Source organism: Corynebacterium sp. HMSC22B11, assembly GCF_001815965.1.
Lineage (GTDB): Bacteria > Actinomycetota > Actinomycetes > Mycobacteriales > Mycobacteriaceae > Corynebacterium.
On record NZ_KV823466.1, the window covers coordinates 1 to 18,589 of the forward strand.

Here is an 18,589-nt window from a genome sequence, read left to right on the forward strand (position 1 = left end):
GATTTCTCAGTCCAACTAATGGGGAGCAGTTCAGAGTGCGGGGATTTTTGCGGATTATTACCCTGTTACCAGGCGGTAGCCCCAGAGTCGCCCCGCCCGGCACGGGGCTATTTTTCTGCCAGCAGCTCCGCGATAGCCCGGGCAGAACGCTGCCCGGAGCGGATAGCACCATCGATGGTTGAGGTCGCGGTGTGAGCGCCGGCGACCGCCACGCGCCCATCGAGCAGCTCGGCTGCCGGTTGGGCCTGGATCGCGTGATTGGGCCCGACCAGTGGCAGGGCGTCTGGGATGTCGTGGCGGGTGACCAACTCCAGGGCCTCGGGGCTGCAGTCGTAAATGCTGGCCACGTCACGGCGGACCTGCATTTCGGTGGGTAGATCGCGGGCCGCGTCGAAATCGCCGTTGCTGTGCGGGTGGGAGGTCGCTGCAGCAATCAGCTGGCTTCCCGGCGCGTAGGCCGGGGCCACGGATGTGACCTCGCCGGCCAGGTCGATGCACAGCTCACCGCTGCCGTCCACGGTCACGAGCCTGTCGCTGTGCACCTCGTCGCTCACGGTGAACCACCAGGTACTCTGCCCGCGATGCTCGGGCACCGCAGTGCCGATCAGCTCGTGGGCCGCCTGCGCAGAGGTGGCCACGATCGCATGGGAGAAGCGCTCGGTCTTGCCGTTCACCGTGAGCTCCACCCCATTCGGTTGGACGTCCACCGCGCTGACCTGGGAGTTCAGTTCGACGCGGACGCCGCCGAGGCGCCCCATCGTCGCCGCCAGGTCCCCCATTCCGCGCTCCGGCAGGGCCAGCGTGCCGCGCAACAGGGTGACGAACACCCACTTCGCGAACTCCGCGGAGGTATCCCCGCCGTGGTCATAGAGGAAGGCGCGCAGGATTGGGTCGACCGCGTTCTGGCGGACCGGGCCGGTGATGCCGGCCTTGGTAAGCGACTCAGCGACCGGCTCGTCGCTGGCGTGCCCGAAGCGGCTGGGACCACGCAGCTCCAGGGAGGAGCGGTGCATCAGCTCGCTGCGCAGCCAGTTGCGCATGCGCACGAGCTCACCCAGCCGTAGCGCGGAGCTGAATTCCGAGCGCAGCAGCTTCGGCACCATCGATGGCGCGCGAACGGGGTCGATGATCAGCGCGGAGCCCGCACGCGTGACGGTGTTGATCCCCGGCTGGAAGTTCTTGATCTTGAGGGCGGAGTACTCCCCGGGGTTCAGGATCTCCTTGACCGCCGGGTACCAGGTATTGAAGAACTGCAGTCCCCGGTCCACGGTGATCTCGCCGTGCTGCTCCGAGCGCACCAGCCCGCCCACTCGGTCAGCGGCGTCGAAGAGGGTGCAGCGCACCCCGGCCTGAGAGAGCGTGCGGGCCGCTGCGAGGCCGGCCATGCCGGCCCCAATGATGGCTACCTCGGTCACGTGCCCCTCCTGCGGTCCTCGCTCAACGCTGGGTGGCACAGCATGTGCCCGGCGCCGTGCCGGGGGCTGTGCCCATCATCACGCTAGCCATGCTAGCCCACACCCCGGCCGCGCCTGACCACCCGCGCCCCGCCAGTCGCGGTGCGTGGAAAGCTAGCGTTCCTCACCGTCTGCCGTCACGTCGCCGTCCTCCCCGTCGGCAGCGACGTCGTCGGCGTCATCGTCCTCAACGTCACCGTCCTCGACCTCGACCCACTCGAAGAACGGGTCCTCGGAGCCGTCGTCGAGGGTGACCAGGAGGTCCTCCCAGTCCTCGGCCTGCTGCGAGACATAAGCGAGCACGTCGAAGAGCTGGTTGAAATCCTCGAATACGCCGAGGTCCAGCACCTCCTGGTACTGCGTGCGCAGCTCGTCCAGGGTGGCGTCCAGCATGTCCAGCTTCGCCGGGTCCTGCTCGTCCTCCTCATCGACGAGGATCTCCGCGGCGATGTTCTCCGCGAGATCGAAGACGCTATCGGGCAGCACCACGAAGCTCACTGCAGCGGTCGGCGCCCCCTGGCCCTCCGAGATCTTCACGGTGACCTTGGAGTTAGCGCTGAGGTTCGCGCGCAGGACGAGGGGGTCGTAATCATCCTGTTCGAACTCGAGGTCCTCGACGCGCGGGTCCTGCCCATCAAGCAGTTCATTGAGCACCGTGATCACCTCATCGGTGGCCATGTGCCGGTTCACTGCCTCGACCGCGGCCTCCGGGGTGAAGACCACGCCGACCAGGGCGGCGTCGAAGTCCTCATCCTCATCGGTGACGTCGGCGAGCGCGACGAAGACGTTCGCGGCCGGCGTGCTGACCCCGGCCACCCCTTCGATCAGCTCGAACTGGATCTCCACTTCCGCAGAGACTGGAACGAACAGCGTTCCATCGTTGGCTCGGGACTCGATGCCCTCAACGTCGAGGGCCTGGGCGATGTTTTCCAAAAATCCCATTGAGGAATCCTCTCTCCGCGGCGCGGTTCGTCTCCTGCGTTGATCTTAACCCGGTTTATTTCTCTCGCGCCGGGGCCGTTTCTCCCGGCTTCCGCTTCTCGACGTCGACCGCTGGCGTGGTGGCAGGCTTTGCGTGTCTGGTGCAGGCGATAGGCTGATGGCTATCGTGTTTGCTTTCCTCCGCGCCACTTTGAGCGCTCACCGCATGCAGCTGGGCATCATCACCCTGCTGAGCGTTCTCATGCCCGCCGCGGCCGTGCTGATCCCACTGTTCGCCGGCCGAGCGATCGACGGTAGCCAGGGCGCGATCGGCCTGCTCATCGCGGCGGCTTTCGCCCGGTTTTGCACCCACGGCGCGCGGCGCTTCTTCGCCGGGAAGCTCTCCGTCGACGTCCAGCACGACATCCGGATGCGTTGCCTCGCAGCCCTGCAGGGTGCATCGCCGGCAGCGATGGCCCAGGTGCGCACCGGGCAGGTGGTCTCCCGAACCATCTCGGATTTGAACCAGATCCAGGGGATGCTGGCGATGCTGCCCATCATGGGCAGCATCTTCGTGGAGGTCGTGCTGATCTTAGGGATCATGTTCTGGCTCTCCTGGCCGCTGGCGGTGCTGCTCAGCATTCAACTTCCGGTGCTCGCCGCCATCGCCTTCTTCTCCCGCCGCCGGCTCTACGACGCGACGTGGGAGGCCCAACAGCAGGCCGCGGACGTCGCCAGCCAGGTGGAGGAGACCGTGACGGGCGTGCGCATCGTCAAGGCTTTCGTCCAGGAGGAGCGCGAGCAGACCAGCTTTATGGCTCGGGCCCGCAGGCTCTTCGGAATGCGCTTGCACGTCGGGCAGCTCACTGCTCGCTTCCAACCGGCGTTGGCTGCCGTCCCACAGATTGCGCTGATCGCCACCGTGGTTGCCGGCGGTCTGCTCGCGATGCGGGGCGCGATCACCATCGGAGAGTTCCTCTCGGCGTCGGCCTACGTCACCCTGCTGTCACGGATGACGCGCATGGGCGCCGGGATGTTGGTGATGTTGCACCTGGCGAACGCCGCCGTCTCCCGCGTGCAGGACATCCTCGCCCTCCCCCAACGGCAGGCGCCTGAGAACCCGGGAAAGCTCCCGAATGGCCCCGTCGGGGTCCGGGGCACCTTCCGCACCCGGGCGGGCGAGAACCTCGCCGTGGATGTCACTCCCGGGTCGACCGCGTACATCACGGGTCCTGCGGGGTCCGGGAAGTCGGCGCTGGCGCTGGCTCTGGCTGGGCAATCGGCGGACGTTACGGCCGACTTTGAGGCCTACGCGGGCAGCACCGCGGTGTGGCTGGGCGACCTGGCACCCGACCAGTGGCCGACGATCGTCTTCGACGAGCCCTTCCTTTACTCCATGTCCATCGCGGAGAACATCCGCATGGGAACTCAGGCGAGCGACGCCGAGGTGGCGGAGGCAGCCCGCATCGCCTGCGCCGCCGACTTCATCGACGAGCTCGGGGGTTATTCCACCATCGTGGGTGAGCGCGGCCTGACGCTGTCGGGTGGGCAGCGGCAGCGCATCGCGCTGGCCCGCGCGGTGCTGCGCAACCCCAGGGTCCTGGTTCTGGACAGCGCCACCAGCGCGATCGATACCGTCACCGAACAGAAGATCATCGCCAATCTCCATCAGCGCGCGGGCGAGGGCAACCTGACGATGGTGATCGTCGACCACCGGGCAGCGCCCGAAGACAAGGGCGCGACTAACGCTGACGCCGGGAAAAGGGGCGTCATCAGCCTGCCCGCTCCCCCGGCCCGTCCGCTGTGGCCGCGCAGCTGGGAGGAGATCCAGGAGGAGGCGGATCGAGAGCTGCTCGGCGTCGCCGATGGCGCCCATGGCGACGAGGGGCGCGCACGAGCGGCCGTAGCGGCGAGGTTCACGAAGCTGTTGGAGGCCGACGCCGCAGCGCTGCGCCGCGTCACCCCGGCACAGCAGGAATCGACCTCCCACAACTCCACGCCCGCTGGCTCGGCGTCCGAGAACACGACCCCCGCACTGCGGCTGCGCACCCTGGTGGGGCTCGTCCCGGTCGCGACCGCGGTCATCGTGGCAACGCTCCTGCTGGGGCTCGTCGCCGATATTGCCCTGCCATCCCTGGTACGCAAGGCCATCGACGAGGGAATCAGCAGGTCAGACCGCAGCGCGCTGTTCTCCCTGGGGCTCGGCGCCCTGCTCCTTGTCTGTATTTCCTGGGCCGCCAGTGCGTGGAACACGGTGCTCACCACGCACACCGGCGAGCGACTGCTCTACGCCCTTCGCGTGCGCAGCTTCGAGCACCTCCACCGGCTGCCCATGAGCTGGTTCGAGCAGAACGCCTCGGGCCGGGTCATGACCCGAATGACGACCGATATCGACAACCTCTCCAGCTTCCTGCAGACCGGGCTCTCCCAGGCCATCGTCTCCACCACAATGCTGCTGGGTGTGCTGGGCATGCTCATCTGGACCGACCCTGCTCTGGCTGGCATCACCGCACTGTTCCTGCCGGTCATCGGGGTGGGCGCGTGGGTCTTCCGCCGCTACTCCTCGCGCCTCTACCGGGCCGCCCGCTCCCAGGTCTCCACGGTCAACGCCCACTTCCAGGAGGCGGTCAATGGGCTGAACACCGCGGCGGCCTACGGCTTCGGCCCGGTGCTCGCCGAGCGCATCGGGGAGCAGTCGCAGCGGTACGTGGGGCTGCGCACCCGCGCGCAGGCAGCGGTCAGCATCTTCTTCCCCGGCATCTCCTTCATCACCGAGCTCGCCCAGGCAACCGTCCTATTTTTCGGTACCGCTCGGGTCGCGGAGGGCACGACGAGCCACGGCGCACTGGTCGCCTTCAGTTTGTACCTGACCTTCTTCTTCGGCCCCGTCCAGCAGCTCTCGCAGATTTTCGATAAGTTCCAGCAGGCTGCGGTGAGTTTCGAGCGAATCTCCGAGTTGTTGGCCGTGCCTGCCGAGCAGGACGCAGCCGACGACGATGCCGAGGCCAGGTTGCCGGGCAAGGTCACCGCGGTGGACTTCTCTGACGTGCACTTCCGCTACGACGGCGCCGACCAGTCCTCCCTGCGGGGCGCATCCGTCAACTTCCGTGGCGCGACGGCCCTCGTCGGTGCGACTGGCGCCGGGAAGTCGACGATCGCGAAGCTGGTCACCCGGTGGTACCAGCCAACGGCGGGGTCCATCACCGCCGTTTTCGCGTCGGGTGGCTCCGGAGTGCAGCGCCTCGACCTCCAGCAGCTCCCCTTGCGGGCCTGGCGCTCTCGGGTGGGCTACGTCCCGCAGGAAGCGCACCTGTTCCGTGGCACGGTGGCCGAGAACATCGCCTATGGTCGACCGACTGCGAGCCAGGAGGAGATCACCGCGGCCATCGCTGCCATCGGAGGCACGGAGATTATCGCCGGCATCGACGGCGGCTTCGCCGGCGAGGTCGGCGAGCGGGGCCGGGGGTTGTCCTCTGCCCAGCAGCAGATCATCGCGTTGGCTCGTGCGGAGCTCATCGACCCGGACGTCATGGTCCTGGATGAGGCGACGGCGAATATCGATCCTGCGGTCGAGGCTGACGTGGTTCGGGCAATCGCACTGGCTACGCGTTCGCGGGTGGCGATCATCATCGCCCACCGACTCTCCACCGCGGAGCTGGCTGACAATATTGCGGTCGTCAGCGCCGGAAAAATTGTTGAACAAGGCCGTCATCAGGAGCTTTTGGAATCCAGCGGCAGATACGCGGACCTCGTCGCCGCATCCCGGGAATCTCGCTAGGTCACACGCCGTTTTTCGCCGGTCGGTGACGCGCCACCTGGAAGCGAAATCACATAGCACATCGTGTAGGCTGTTACAGCGAGACTGAAGTCATGATGAAAAGAGGCGAGGACCTGCTGTGAGCAGCGCGAATTTCGGTCAGAACGAATGGCTGGTCGATCAGATGTACCAGCAGTATAAGAAGGACCCGGAGTCGGTTGACGCCGAATGGCGGAAGTACTTCGAGAAGAACGGCGAACTCGCCGGCAGCTCGGCGGGCGCAAATAACGGTGCCGCCACGAGCACCCAGAGCGCCCCAGCCGCCTCCACTGGCGCCGCCACCGCCGCTTCCGGCCGACGTGGTGGCCTGCGCGGCGACGCCGACGAGCGCGTCATCGAGTCTTATGACGCCATCCCGAAGCGCGTCGCCCCGCCGGAGCCGAAGCAGCCGGTAGAGGCCCCCGAGGCCGGCGAGCAGGTGATGCGGGGTGCCGCCCGCGCCATCGCTAAGAACATGGATGCCTCGCTGAGCATCCCGACCGCAACCACGGTCCGCGACATGCCAGCGAAGCTCATGTTCGAAAACCGTGCGATCATCAACCAGCAGCTGCTGGCCCGCGGTGGCGGCAAGATCAGCTTTACGCACATCATCGGCTGGGCCCTGATCCGCGCGGTTCAGGCTCACCCGGACATGAACCTGAATTACAAGGTCGTCGACAACAAGCCGACCGTCGTCACCCCAGAGCACATCAACCTGGGCCTGGCGATCGACATGAACAACAAGGACGGCAGCCGTAGCCTGGTCGTGGCAGCGATCAAGGAAACGGAGAAGATGAACTTCTCCGAGTTCGTTGACGCCTACGAGGACATCGTCGCCCGCGCCCGCGTCGGCAAGCTGACGATGGACGACTTCCAGGGCGTGACCATCTCCCTGACCAACCCGGGTGGCATCGGTACCCGCCACTCCGTACCGCGTCTGACCAACGGCCAGGGCGCGATCATCGGCGTTGGTGCGATGGATTACCCGGCCGAGTTCCAGGGCACCTCCGTCGACCGCCTCGGCGAGATGGGCATCGGCAAGCTCGTCACCATCACCTCGACCTACGACCACCGCATCATCCAGGGTGCGGAGTCCGGCGAGTTCCTGCGGACCATGTCCCGCCTGCTGATCAACGACAGCTTCTGGGACGAGATCTTCCAGGCCATGCACGTCCCGTACGCGCCGATCCGTTGGTCCCAGGACCTGCCGAACACCGGCGTGGACAAGTCCACCCGCGTCGCGCAGCTCATCGAGGCCTACCGCTCCCGCGGCCACCTCATCGCGGACATCGACCCACTGCACTGGGTCCAGCCGGGCCTGCCGGTGCCGGACCACTCCGACCTGAACATCGAATCCCACGGCCTGACCCTGTGGGACTTCGACCGCACCTTCAACGTCGGTGGCTTCAACGGTCGCGAGACCATGACCCTGCGCGAGGTGCTCGACACCCTGCGTAAGGCCTACACCCGCAAGGTCGGCTACGAGTACGCGCACGTCATGGACAAGGACGAGCGCCTGTGGCTGCAGCAGCACGTCGAGGGTGGTCAGCCGAAGTACTCTTCCGCAGAGCAGAAGTACATCCTGCAGAAGCTGAATTCCGCTGAGGCCTTCGAGAACTTCCTGCAGACCAAGTACATCGGCCAGAAGCGCTTCTCCCTGGAGGGCGCGGAGACCCTGATCCCACTGATGGATGCGGCTATCGACCGCGCTGCGGACTCGAAGCTCAACGAGGTTGTCATCGGCATGGCCCACCGTGGCCGCCTGAACGTCCTCGCCAACATCGTGGGCAAGCCTTATGCCCAGATCTTCACCGAGTTCGAGGGCAACATCGACCCGGGCTCCGCCGGCGGTTCCGGTGACGTGAAGTACCACCTGGGCGCCGAGGGCACCTACATCCAGATGTTCGGCGACAACGAGATCGACATCACCCTGACTGCCAACCCGTCCCACCTGGAGGCAGTCAACCCGGTGATGGAGGGCATCTCCCGCGCGAAGCAGGACCTGCTCGTCGAGAAGCACGGCGAGGACGCCAAGGGCTCGGTCATGCCGATCCTGCTGCACGGCGACGCAGCCTTCACCGGCCTGGGCATCGTCCAGGAGACGATCAACCTCTCCAAGCTGAATGCCTACTCCGTCGGCGGTACCGTCCACGTCATCGTGAACAACCAGATCGGCTTCACGACGACCCCGGACTCCGGCCGTTCGACCTACTACGCCACCGACCTGGCCAAGGGCTTCGACGCCCCGGTCTTCCACGTTAACGGTGACGACCCGGAGGCTGTCGTCTGGGTGGCACAGCTGGCGGTCGATTACCGCAACCGCTTCGGCAAGGATGTCTTCATCGACCTGGTGAGCTACCGCCGTCGCGGCCACAACGAGGCCGACGACCCGTCGATGACCCAGCCGCTGATGTACGACATCATCAACGAGCTGCCGACCTCCCGCGAGCAGTACACCGAGGCCCTCATCGGCCGCGGCGATATCTCCGAGGAGGAGGCCGAGCGCGCTGCACAGGACTTCCACGACCAGCTCGAGACCGTGTTCAACCAGGTCCGCGAGGCCGAGAAGGGCACGCCCCCGGCAGAGCAGACCGGCATCACCGGCTCCCAGAAGCTGCCGCACGGCCTGGACACCTCCATCTCCAAGGACCTGGTCCGCCAGATCGGCGACAAATTCTACGAGACCCCGGAGTGGTTCAACGCCCACCGTCGCGTGAAGCCACTCATCAAGCGCCGTAAGGAGATGAGCGAGAACGGCAACATCGACTGGGCCTTCGGCGAGCTGCTCGCCCTGGGTTCCCTGGCTGCCGAGGGCAAGCTCATCCGCCTCGTCGGCGAGGACTCCCTGCGCGGTACCTTCACCCAGCGCCACGCGGTCCTCTTCGACAACGAGGACTTCGACCGCTACAGCCCACTGCAGTCCCTGGCTGAGGACACCGGCAACGGCGGCCGCTTCGAGGCCTACAACTCCGCGCTCACCGAGTACGCGGGCCTGGGCTTCGAGTACGGCTACTCCGTGGGTAACACCGACGCGCTGACCCTGTGGGAGGCACAGTTCGGTGACTTCGCCAACGGTGGCCAGACCGTCATCGATGAGTACATCTCCTCCGGTGAGGCGAAGTGGGGCCAGAAGTCCAACCTGGTCATGCTTCTGCCGCACGGCTACGAGGGCCAGGGCCCGGACCACTCCTCCGCACGCATCGAGCGCTTCCTGCAGATGTCCGCGGAAGGTTCCTGGACCGTGGCTCAGCCGAGTACCCCGGCGAACTACTTCCACCTGCTGCGCCGCCACGCGCTGGGCTCCCTGACCCGCCCGCTGATCGTCTTCACCCCGAAGTCGATGCTGCGCAACAAGGCCGCGGTGTCCGCTGTTGAGGACTTCACGGATACGAAGAAGTTCACCTCGGTGATCGACGACCCGAACCAGAACGGCGTGAACAAGGACATCAAGACCGTCCTGATGTGCTCCGGCAAGATCTACTACGAGCTGGAGAAGAAGCGTCAGAAGGATGGTCGCGACGACGTCGCCATCATCCGTCTGGAGATGCTGCACCCGCTGCCGTTCAACCGCATCCGCGACGCTCTGTCCAACTACCCGAACGCGGAGTTCCGCTGGGTGCAGGACGAGCCGGCCAACCAGGGTCCATGGCCGTTCATCGCGCTGGAGCTGCCTGAGTACCTGCCGGGTATCCAGCTGAAGCGCGTGTCCCGTCGCCCGCAGTCCTCCACCGCAACTGGTGTGGCTAAGGTCCACCAGCTTGAGGAGAAGGCACTGCTCGAGGAGGCCTTCGCCGACTAGTCGGCATATTGCCCCCTGCTCCCCCAGCCAGCTGGCTGGGGGAGCTTTTTCTTGTATCTGGTAGCGCTCTTTACCCCGCCAATTTTCTAGCCGAGCCCCCTTCGCGCGCCCGCCCGGCTACGGCGCACTCCCTGCTCTTCTTGGCGAGCCCCCAGGTTGTGTGCGCCCTGCTAGGACTCGCGCTCCCCCAAGCCCTCGCTTATTGGACGTAGTCCTCGCCCGCAGCGGTCGCACGCAGCTTCTCGGTGGACACCCCGCCGGCGACGTTATTGGCCGCGCGCAGTTCATAACGATCAGGCTGCGGCTTGGCCCACAGGGCGACGATGTTCTGTGGCAGGGTCTCGTCCTCGCAGATCACGGCAGCTCCGGGGTGGGTTGCCGCCAGCTCCGGCGGGAGCGCCGAGAGCATCGTGGAGTGCGTGATATCCCGCCACTCCACGCGGTCGGGCTTCTCCTCCGCCGCATACAGCTCGCGTAGTTCCCTGCCCTTCGCGGGGTCGAGAATGTCCAGAAGCTCACCCACGCAGCCGAAGGTCATGCTGACCTTGCCCTCCCGCAGCTGACTGATTCGCTGGTCGGCGGAGATCGGCGTCGTGGAGACCTCTGGGGTGTCCTCGGTGATGTCCTCGAACTGCTCGATGTACTCCTGCGCCAGCGGCTCGATCAGCTCTTCCTCCATGCGTGGCCCGCCGTGGGTCCCGGTGCCGGCGTCCGGCACCCCGATCACGATGTGGTCCTTATCCGCGCAGGAAGCAAGCGGTGCCACCAGTGCCAGCGCCAGTCCAGCTACCACCACGCGCTTTCTTTTCGGGGTGCGCCCAGCATCGGCATTGCGCGGAAGAAACACGGTTTGCAGCTCTCCTTGGGTGAATTTCACAGCTTTAGGGTTCGCAGCGAAAGGCTTGGCTGCGAGGAATGCTCCTCATCCTATCGCGGGCCTGCCACCTGGCCGGGCATCGTGGCTGCGTAGGCACTCAAGTATTCTTGGCTACCATGACAGAAACTCGCGTTTATGCAGGCCGACTGGCCGGAATGATGCTGATGGGCCCCTACGGGGATTCCATAGGCCGAGTTCGGGACGTGGTGGTCACCATCTACCAGCACCGCAGCCACGTCCTGGGGCTGGTTATAGCCCTGCCCAATAAACGCCAGATCTTTCTGCCGATCCTTCGCGTGGCCAGCATCAACCCCTCGGAGGTGATGGCGACCTCCAGCTCGGTGAACCTGAAGCCCTTCCAGTCCCGCTCCGGCGAGATCAGCATTCAGCACGAGTTGGTGGGCTCCAAGGTGCACACGGACGATCCCGAACACGCCGAGCTGCATGGCCAGGCGCTGGAGATCGTGGACGTGGAGCTGAAACAGTCCCGCACCAGGGACTGGGAAGTCAGCCGCGTCGCGGTGGCCCAGCGCGGCCGCCTCGGCCGCCTGGGGAAGGTCGCGGTGGTGCCGCTTTCACGCATCCAGGGCCTGAGCGCGAGCGGCACCGGGCCTGCGGACAACAACGCCGAGCTGCTGGCGTCCTTCCAGGAAATGCGCGCCGCGGACATCGCCATCGCACTGAACGACCTGCCGGAAGAACAGCAGACCAGGCTGGCCCGGGAGATCCCGAACGAGCGCCTCGCCGATGTCGTCGCGGAGCTGCCGGAGGATTCCCGCATCGCGATCCTCAATCAGCTCGGCGTGGAGCGCGCAGCCGAGGTTCTGGAGGAGATGGAGCCGGACGACGCCGCTGATGCGCTCGCCGAGCTCCCGGCCGGCACCTCGGACGTTCTCCTCGACCTCATGGATCCCGAGGACTCCGCCCCCGTGCGCCGCCTGATGAGCTTCTCCGCGGACACAGTCGGTGGCGTGATGACCTCCGAGGCAATCATCCTCACCCCACAGGCGACGGTTGCTGAGGCGCTGGCGCACGCCCGCAACCCCGATGTGTCCAGCTCTTTGAGCTCCCTGGTGTTCGTGGTGCGTCCGCCCCAGTCCACCCCCACGGGGCACTATCTGGGCTGCGTGCACCTACAGAAGCTACTGCGGCATCCGCCCGCCACCCTGGTCAGCGAGCTGCTCGACCTCGACCTACCGGCCCTGTCCGTGGCCGATAGCCACGAGACCGCGGCGCGCTTCTTCGCGACGTACAACCTGGTCTGCGCGCCCGTGGTCGACGAGGGGAACCACTTGCTCGGGGTGCTCGCCGTCGACGACCTGCTAGACGCCCTGCTGCCGGAAGATTGGCGCGACCAGGACTGGCGTGTCGGCAACGAAGCACAGAAGGAACCACAGACGTCCTTGCAGGAAGGTGACGCGGATGCCTAAGAACTACAACCAGCCCGCCCTCGACACCCCGGTCACCGGGACACGCCGCTCGTTGTTTGCTTTCAACGGCGACGCCGTCGGCGCGGGCGCGGAGAAGGTGGCCCGCTTCCTGGGCACCGGCAAGTACCTCGCCTGGCAGACCCTCATCGTGGTGGTGTGGATCTGCCTCAACATCGGTGGCATGTGGTGGAACTGGGATCCGTACCCCTTCATCCTGCTCAACCTGGCTTTCTCCACGCAGGCTGCTTACGCGGCACCTCTGATCCTGCTGGCTCAGAACCGGCAGGACGACCGCGACCGCTTGGCGTTGAACGAGGATCGGCGCCGCGCTGCGGAAACCAAGGCCGACACGGAATTCCTTGCCCGGGAACTGGCGGGTGTGCGCATCGCGGTGGGCGAAACCGTGACACGCGACTACCTGCGCCGCGAGCTCGACGAACTCTCGGAACTGATGCGCCGCATTGAGGACAAGCTCGAGGACCGCGCCCACGACGAAGACGAGCGCGAGACGGCGGAGGGCGCTCGACGTGCAGGCGAATCCCCACGTGGCGAGGCCTAGCGGGCCTGCGGAGAGCCACGTGACGGGGGCCGAGGTTGAATAAAGCGACCGCGCCCAAGGTACAGTGGCTTATTGGCTTGAGGGTCAGTTTTTGTGACCCAGACCCTCGAAAACACTTATAGGTAAAGAAGCAGATTTAAGGCGATGCCCATGGTTCAAGAATCTGATATTCGCAACGCATTGTCGAAGGTCGAGGATCCCGAGCTGAACCGCTCGATCACCGAACTCGGCATGGTGAAGTCCATCGAGATCGACGGCGCCGACGTGGCTGTCGAGATCTACCTCACCATCGCGGGATGCCCGATGAAGTCCCACCTCACGGAGGAAACGCGGAAGGCCGCAGAAAGCGTGGCCGGCGTCGAGAACGTCACCGTCACCACCGACGTGATGAGCGACGAACAGCGACGCGAGGTACGCAAGATCGTCCGCGGCGACGCCGCCGACCCGGTGATCCCGTTCGCGCAGCCGGACTCCACGACCCGCGTCTACGCTGTGGCCTCCGGCAAGGGTGGTGTGGGCAAGTCCTCCACCACCGTGAACCTGGCGGTCTCCCTGCAGCGCCGTGGCCTGAAGGTCGGCGTCATCGACGCCGATATTTATGGCCACTCCATCCCGAACATGATGGGCAGCACCGATCGGCCGCACCAGGTCGACGAGATGATCATGCCGCTGCAGGCGCACGGCGTGAAGCTGATCTCCATCGGCCACTTTGTGGGCGATAACTCCCCGGTCGTGTGGCGTGGCCCGATGCTGCACCGCGCGATCCAGCAGTTCCTCGGCGACGTGTTCTGGGGCGACCTGGACATCCTGCTGCTCGACCTGCCGCCGGGAACCGGCGACGTGGCCATCTCGGTCGCCCAGCTGGTGCCGAACGCTGAGCTGCTGATCGTGACGACTCCGCAGGCGGCTGCCGCGGAGGTCGCGGAGCGTGCGGGCTCCATCGCGCAGCAGACCCGCCAGCGCATCGGCGGCGTGATCGAGAACATGAGCTGGATGCAGATGCCGGATGGCTCGAAGAACGAGATCTTCGGCTCCGGTGGTGGCCAGCTGGTGGCCGATCGCCTGTCGCAGATCGCGGGCACGAAGGTGCCGCTGCTGGGCCAGATCCCGCTGGACCCGAACCTGCGCATTGGTGGCGACCTGGGTAACCCGATCGCCCTCTCGGAGCCGAACTCCGAGGCGGCCCAGGCCTTCGGCGCGATCGCCGATCACCTGGCGCTGCGGCGTTCCTCCCTGGCCGGCAAGTCCCTCGGCCTGGGGGTCACCCGCAAGTAGCCCTGGGTACAAAAGCTAACGCCCGCTCGCTGAATCTTCAGCGAGCGGGCGTTTCGCTTCTCACAGTGCCCTGGCGGGGCAGCTCAAGTGCACGGCCCTCCCGGCTAGGGCTCCCAGTAGGCGTTAGAGGACGTCGTCCCACACCCCGGCTGCCCGTGGCGACGCGGTGCGCTCCCCCGCCGCGGGCTGCTGGGGCTGCTGGCTCGGAGTGCTCACCGGGGCACTGCCCCGTGCGCCCTGAGCGGACGCACCCGCCGACGCCGCGCTGGAAGCGCTCCCGGCGCCCTGGGTCCCCGCCCCCGCCTGGGAGCCGGGCAGCGGGGCTTGCGAAGAGGGCCGCTCGGCGTTCGTGTGTCCGGCCGGATTGGTCACCGAATTTACTGAGTCAGCCAACTGGCGGCCGGTATTCTCCAGGTCGTTGAAGAAGGCGTCGTCCCCATCGAACAGAGCCTTGGTCACCAACCCGCGTGGCCCCATACGGCGGTACTCGTTGATCTGGCTTAGCGGCTTCTGGAACTCCTTGAACTCAGGGCCGAAGTCCTCATCCAGCTGGCGACGCGCGTCGTTCACGAGGTTGCGAAAGGCCAACGCCACCGCGCGGATATCCTTGATCATCCCCGGCAGCCGCTCCGGGCCGATAACAATCAGCCCGATGATCAGCAGCACCAGGATGTTGAACCAACTGATGGAAGAAAACACGCCTCCACTTTAGCCCACCAGACAGGCGGACTTAAGACCTCCTGGCGTCGCGAAGCTGGTGAATGAACAGCTCGATTTTCGCCGCCAGCGTGCGCGGGAATCGCCTACCGGCGATATCGAAATTTAGCTTCTGCTCGGCGCTGTCTCCCCCACTGCGCGCACCCGCGCGGCCACGGTCGCCAGCAGTGGCGACACCAGCGGCACGTGTGTCCTGACCGTTTCGCCCAGCCGCCTGGGGATCGACCGAGTCCTCCGGGATCGCTGCCAGGCGCGACAACAGTGCGGCGGGCAGCCCCTGACCCTCGTGCTCAACCGCGTGGCCCGGGCCGTCCTGTTGCGCCATGGCGGTACGCATCGCCTGGGCGACCTCGCGCTGGGACAGCACTTCACGGCGGCACTCCGCACAGTTCACGAGGTGGATGCGAGCGCGTTCAGCCGCGCGGGGGCTCAGTTCCCCATCCACGAGGGCGGCGATGGCCTCCGGCCCCAAGTGACCGATCTCCATAGCTCCCACCTTAGGATCCGACGTAGTGCAATTCACCCTGCTTTTCCACGAGCCTAGCCTTCATCTGCGCACGAGCGCGGTGGATGCGGGAGCGGACTGTCCCCAACTTCACGCCGAGAGTGACGGCGATTTCGTCGTAGCTCATGTCCAGACCATCCCGTAGCACCAGCGCCACGCGGTATTCCGGCTGCAGGTCGGCCAGCGCCGCATCCAAGGCGGGGTCCAGGTGGTTGAGCTCGAAGGCAGCCTCAGGTGTGGGCTCCGAGGAGGCGGCTGGGGTCCAGTACTCCGGGTACTCCTCCAGCGCGTCCATCCGAATCTTGGATCGGTGGCGCACCATGTCCAGGAAGAGGTTAGTGGTGATGCGGTGCAGCCAGCCCTCAAAGGTGCCAGGGCGGTAGTGCTTGAGGCTGCGGAACACCCGCATAAAGGTCTCCTGGGTCAGGTCCTCGGCATCCTGCTGATTGCCGGAAAGCTGATATGCCAGCCGGTACACCCGATCAGCGTGCTCGGCCACCAGCTCGGACCAGGAGGGCATCTCAGCCTCGCCAGCATCGAATGCGGCGGTGGTGGCCGGGCTCGTCACCGGGCCGTCAGCCTGGGGGTGGGGGCTGGCGTTCGAGTGAGTCATGTTTTTCAGCATGTCATGCGGAGTTCCCTGCGGGGTAGTTTCCGACTGGGGAAACGCTGTGAACTTTGGCCGCCATCCCACTTAGGCCACAGTGATTAACAAGCGTTTCTATTTCTTTAAAACCCCACCCGATCAGGCATGTCTTGACCCGAATTCACGGTCCCGTGCCATAGTCTCGACAATCGTGAACTCTGCAAATAATTCCAGCATCAACGCCATCAAGTCCTACATCGAGCAGACCGCCCCTGCCGATGAGGCACTCGCCGCCGCGACCGAAGCTGCCCGCGAATTCGGTCTACTCGTCCCGGACGCCGCGACCGCAGAACTCCTCCGTTTCCTCGCGGCCAACACCGCGGGCCGCGCGGCGCTGGGCGGCCACACCCCCACCGGGATCATCATGTCCCCAGCGTGTGGCCTGCTGGGTTCCCACCTCTTCCGTGGCTTCTACGCCGCCGGCGCCACCCAGGCGCACCTGACCTGCATCGAGCCTGAGGTCCAGCACCAGCAGCTCGCGAAGAACGCCTTCAAGCAGATCGGCATCGCCAGCAACGGCTTCCGCTTCCTGCCCAGCCGCCCCCTGGACGTCATCGGCCGGCTCGCCTCCACCAGCTACGACCTCGCGATTGCAGAGTGCGCGGTCGAGGACATCGAGGCCACCGTGGCGGCCACCCTCCCGACGCTCCGCCACGGTGGCGTCCTCCTCCTGCTGGACACGCTGCTGGACGGCACCCTCGCCGACGCGGAGCGCACCGATCGCCAGTCCGTCTGTGCCCGCGAGGCCGACGAGTACATCACGAGCCTGGACGGCGTGACCGCCGCCCGCCTGCCCGTCGGCGCCGGCGCCACCATCATCACGAAGCACTAGCCCTCCCTTCGTCCCACGGCTGCCCTCTCTCCACCGGCGGCAGCGTCCGGGCGGGCGCTAGCTGGGCGAACTCCGCCCGACCTCGCACGCAATCCGCTGGTATAAACGGGGTCATGGCTAACCCTTCCGCAGAACACACTTCCGCGCCGGTCAACCCGCAGCATGCAGGCACCGACGCGGAGCTCCCCCACCAGGCCCCAGAGCTTCACATCACCGCCGAACGCGGTGTGCTCGAGGCCCCGGCGGGAGCCGTCTTCGCCGATGGCGCGATCCACGTCTTCCACCAGTTCCGCACGAAGCGCAGCAACGGCTCGCGGTGGGCGCACGTCACCGCCTCCCACATTCCCTACGACTGGGACATCAACGACGACGTCCTCAAGCCCGAGGGCGAGGAGCTGGACGTCCTCGCGGGTTCCGCCCTCACCCTCCCCGCCGCGGACGGCACCCCGGAGACCGTTGAACTGATCTTCGTCACCTCCGAGCCACGCGACGCGGACACCAAGCGCGAGGAGCTGCTGGGCAGCCAGGTCGCGAATGGTCGCCGTGGCGCGCGCACCTTCCGCATCCAACGCGCCCAGATCGACGACCTCGCCACCCTCAACGAAGTGTCCGACGACCCGAAGGCCGTGGCCGCCGGCGTGCGTCGCCTGGGCCCCATCGACGTCGACGATTCCGCCCACCCGGTCGCTGACCTGGTCACCCCGAGTGTGGTCCCCCTCGGCGAGGATGGCTGGGGCATGCTGGCCCTGAACCTCGTTAACGACGAGGACGCCGAGATCGTCTGGCTCCTCTCCGAGGACCGTCAGCGCTGGCGCGTCGCCGGTGCGGTCGAGATCGACGGCGACGTGTCCCTGCCCGCATCCCGCCCGTTCGCCCCGCGTCTGGTCAAGATGACCGACCAGGGTGATGGTCAGGACTACCACGTCCTCATCCTCACCTACCGCGACGACGGCACCTGGAAGGCCGAGGGCGACGAGGTCACCGGCTACCTCGTCGGACGTATCGACACCCCCGCCGCAGGGAAGGTCACTTTCCGGCCCCAGGGTGAGTTCCGCGTCCTGGACCACGGCCATGACCTGACCCGTCCCCGCATCGTCCCGGGCGATACCCCCGCGCTGATTGGCCTGGTGGGCGCCCACCCGGACGCCAGCACCGGCGCGGACTGGGCCAACTGCCTGTCCACGCCGCGCGCCCTCACCCTGCTGGACGGGTCGCTGTACCAGGACATCGTTGGCGCCCCGCAAGCCGTGCACGCTTTCTCCGACTTCGGGCTCATCTGGACCGGACAGCTTGCTCCAGGCGAAGGAAAGGTGGAGCTCAGCGTGCGCAACATGGACGGCGGGGAGATCGCGCTGATCACCTACACCAAGGACGCGGTCTCCGTCACCCGCGACGGGGAGACGCGCACCGCCCCTCTCGCAGACCCGGAGGCCGACGTGCTCACGGTCTTCATCGACGGCCCGCTGTGCGAGGTCTACGCCGACGGAGGTGCGGCCACCCTGACGAGCAGCATCTCCGCTGCGGTACCGGTCCGGGACGTGGAGGTCACCGCGACCGACGGAGCCCGCACCGAAGTCTCGATGGTCACCCTGGGCCGCCAGCTGCAGCGCCTGCACGCGGGCCTCAACTCGGCCGCCGCCCAGGAGCAGATCATCGCAGATTCTGCGCAAGCCGATCGGGATATCGCAGCCGGCGCTATCGACGACCTGCTGGACCTGGACTAGCTCGGAGTATCTGCCACGGCTTTCCTGCGTGAGGAATGCCAACGCCCGGGCGGG

13 protein-coding genes are annotated in these 18,589 nt (G+C 66.3%); 7 read left to right on the top strand and 6 right to left on the bottom strand.

Annotation, left to right across the window (positions count from 1 at the left end; translation table 11 throughout):
- Window positions 1-107: 107 nt before the first annotated feature.
- Both HMPREF3088_RS00010 and HMPREF3088_RS00015 read right to left on the bottom strand, forming a co-directional pair.
- On the bottom strand, window positions 108-1,415 hold the full coding sequence (locus tag HMPREF3088_RS00010; RefSeq protein ID WP_246817945.1) for an NAD(P)/FAD-dependent oxidoreductase: 1,308 nt from the start codon (window positions 1,413-1,415) through the stop codon (window positions 108-110).
- Window positions 1,416-1,568: 153 nt separating this feature from the next.
- A complete protein-coding gene (locus tag HMPREF3088_RS00015) occupies window positions 1,569-2,396 on the bottom strand; it encodes a hypothetical protein (RefSeq protein WP_070757419.1) in 828 nt (275 codons plus the stop codon).
- Between the two features lie 157 nt (window positions 2,397-2,553).
- Between HMPREF3088_RS00015 and HMPREF3088_RS00020 the strand changes: the two genes are divergently transcribed.
- Window positions 2,554-6,153: an ABC transporter ATP-binding protein gene (locus HMPREF3088_RS00020; protein ID WP_070757421.1), complete on the top strand. Its 3,600-nt coding sequence runs from the start codon at window positions 2,554-2,556 to the stop codon at window positions 6,151-6,153.
- 118 nt (window positions 6,154-6,271) lie between these two features.
- Window positions 6,272-9,970, top strand: coding sequence for a multifunctional oxoglutarate decarboxylase/oxoglutarate dehydrogenase thiamine pyrophosphate-binding subunit/dihydrolipoyllysine-residue succinyltransferase subunit (locus HMPREF3088_RS00025; protein ID WP_070757423.1), 3,699 nt, complete (start codon window positions 6,272-6,274; stop codon window positions 9,968-9,970).
- A 199-nt stretch (window positions 9,971-10,169) separates the two neighbouring features.
- Here the strand turns inward: HMPREF3088_RS00025 and HMPREF3088_RS00030 are convergent, their stop codons facing one another.
- On the bottom strand, window positions 10,170-10,766 hold the full coding sequence (locus HMPREF3088_RS00030; protein WP_246817946.1) for a hypothetical protein: 597 nt from the start codon (window positions 10,764-10,766) through the stop codon (window positions 10,170-10,172).
- Window positions 10,767-10,963: 197 nt separating this feature from the next.
- On the opposite strand from HMPREF3088_RS00030, the gene HMPREF3088_RS00035 reads away from it, so the two are divergent.
- The 3 genes from HMPREF3088_RS00035 to HMPREF3088_RS00045 all read left to right on the top strand — a co-directional run bounded on the left by HMPREF3088_RS00035 (window position 10,964) and on the right by HMPREF3088_RS00045 (window position 14,111).
- Complete coding sequence (locus HMPREF3088_RS00035; protein WP_210401458.1) at window positions 10,964-12,277, top strand: magnesium transporter MgtE N-terminal domain-containing protein; 1,314 nt, start codon at window positions 10,964-10,966, stop codon at window positions 12,275-12,277.
- On the top strand, window positions 12,270-12,836 hold the full coding sequence (locus HMPREF3088_RS00040; RefSeq protein ID WP_070757429.1) for a DUF1003 domain-containing protein: 567 nt from the start codon (window positions 12,270-12,272) through the stop codon (window positions 12,834-12,836). The genes HMPREF3088_RS00035 and HMPREF3088_RS00040 overlap by 8 nt, the downstream gene beginning before the upstream one ends.
- A 144-nt stretch (window positions 12,837-12,980) precedes the next feature.
- Complete coding sequence (locus HMPREF3088_RS00045; protein ID WP_070757431.1) at window positions 12,981-14,111, top strand: Mrp/NBP35 family ATP-binding protein; 1,131 nt, start codon at window positions 12,981-12,983, stop codon at window positions 14,109-14,111.
- 123 nt (window positions 14,112-14,234) lie between these two features.
- Here the strand turns inward: HMPREF3088_RS00045 and tatB are convergent, their stop codons facing one another.
- The 3 genes from tatB to sigE are packed head-to-tail and all read right to left on the bottom strand — an operon-like array spanning window position 14,235 to window position 15,946.
- Window positions 14,235-14,810: a Sec-independent protein translocase subunit TatB gene (gene tatB, locus HMPREF3088_RS00050; protein WP_070757433.1), complete on the bottom strand. Its 576-nt coding sequence runs from the start codon at window positions 14,808-14,810 to the stop codon at window positions 14,235-14,237.
- Between the two features lie 31 nt (window positions 14,811-14,841).
- Window positions 14,842-15,315 carry an anti-sigma factor family protein gene (locus HMPREF3088_RS00055; protein WP_070757435.1) on the bottom strand — a complete coding sequence of 158 codons (474 nt, stop codon included), beginning with the start codon at window positions 15,313-15,315 and terminating at the stop codon, window positions 14,842-14,844.
- 10 nt (window positions 15,316-15,325) lie between these two features.
- On the bottom strand, window positions 15,326-15,946 hold the full coding sequence (sigE, locus tag HMPREF3088_RS00060; protein ID WP_070757489.1) for an RNA polymerase sigma factor SigE: 621 nt from the start codon (window positions 15,944-15,946) through the stop codon (window positions 15,326-15,328).
- Between the two features lie 184 nt (window positions 15,947-16,130).
- Between sigE and HMPREF3088_RS00065 the strand changes: the two genes are divergently transcribed.
- Together HMPREF3088_RS00065 and HMPREF3088_RS00070 are read left to right on the top strand one after the other, a co-directional pair.
- Window positions 16,131-16,811 (top strand): O-methyltransferase, encoded by a 681-nt coding sequence (locus HMPREF3088_RS00065; RefSeq protein ID WP_246817947.1) that lies wholly within the window; start codon window positions 16,131-16,133, stop codon window positions 16,809-16,811.
- A 113-nt stretch (window positions 16,812-16,924) separates the two neighbouring features.
- The gene (locus HMPREF3088_RS00070; protein WP_070757439.1) at window positions 16,925-18,535 is read left to right on the top strand and encodes a glycoside hydrolase family 32 protein; all 1,611 of its coding nucleotides are present in this window, start codon (window positions 16,925-16,927) and stop codon (window positions 18,533-18,535) included.
- The last annotated feature ends 54 nt before the right edge of the window (window positions 18,536-18,589 follow it).

Excerpts from the sequence above, each read along its gene's own strand:
- HMPREF3088_RS00015 (WP_070757419.1), bottom strand. The coding sequence starts at position 2,396 with ATGGGATTTTTGGAAAACATCGCCCAGGCCCTCGACGTTGAGGGCATC.
- HMPREF3088_RS00020 (WP_070757421.1), top strand. The coding sequence starts at position 2,554 with ATGGCTATCGTGTTTGCTTTCCTCCGCGCCACTTTGAGCGCTCACCGC.
- HMPREF3088_RS00035 (WP_210401458.1), top strand. The coding sequence starts at position 10,964 with ATGACAGAAACTCGCGTTTATGCAGGCCGACTGGCCGGAATGATGCTG.
- HMPREF3088_RS00040 (WP_070757429.1), top strand. The coding sequence starts at position 12,270 with ATGCCTAAGAACTACAACCAGCCCGCCCTCGACACCCCGGTCACCGGG.
- HMPREF3088_RS00045 (WP_070757431.1), top strand. The coding sequence starts at position 12,981 with ATGCCCATGGTTCAAGAATCTGATATTCGCAACGCATTGTCGAAGGTC.
- HMPREF3088_RS00055 (WP_070757435.1), bottom strand. The coding sequence starts at position 15,315 with ATGGAGATCGGTCACTTGGGGCCGGAGGCCATCGCCGCCCTCGTGGAT.
- sigE (WP_070757489.1), bottom strand. The coding sequence starts at position 15,946 with ATGACTCACTCGAACGCCAGCCCCCACCCCCAGGCTGACGGCCCGGTG.
- HMPREF3088_RS00070 (WP_070757439.1), top strand. The coding sequence starts at position 16,925 with ATGGCTAACCCTTCCGCAGAACACACTTCCGCGCCGGTCAACCCGCAG.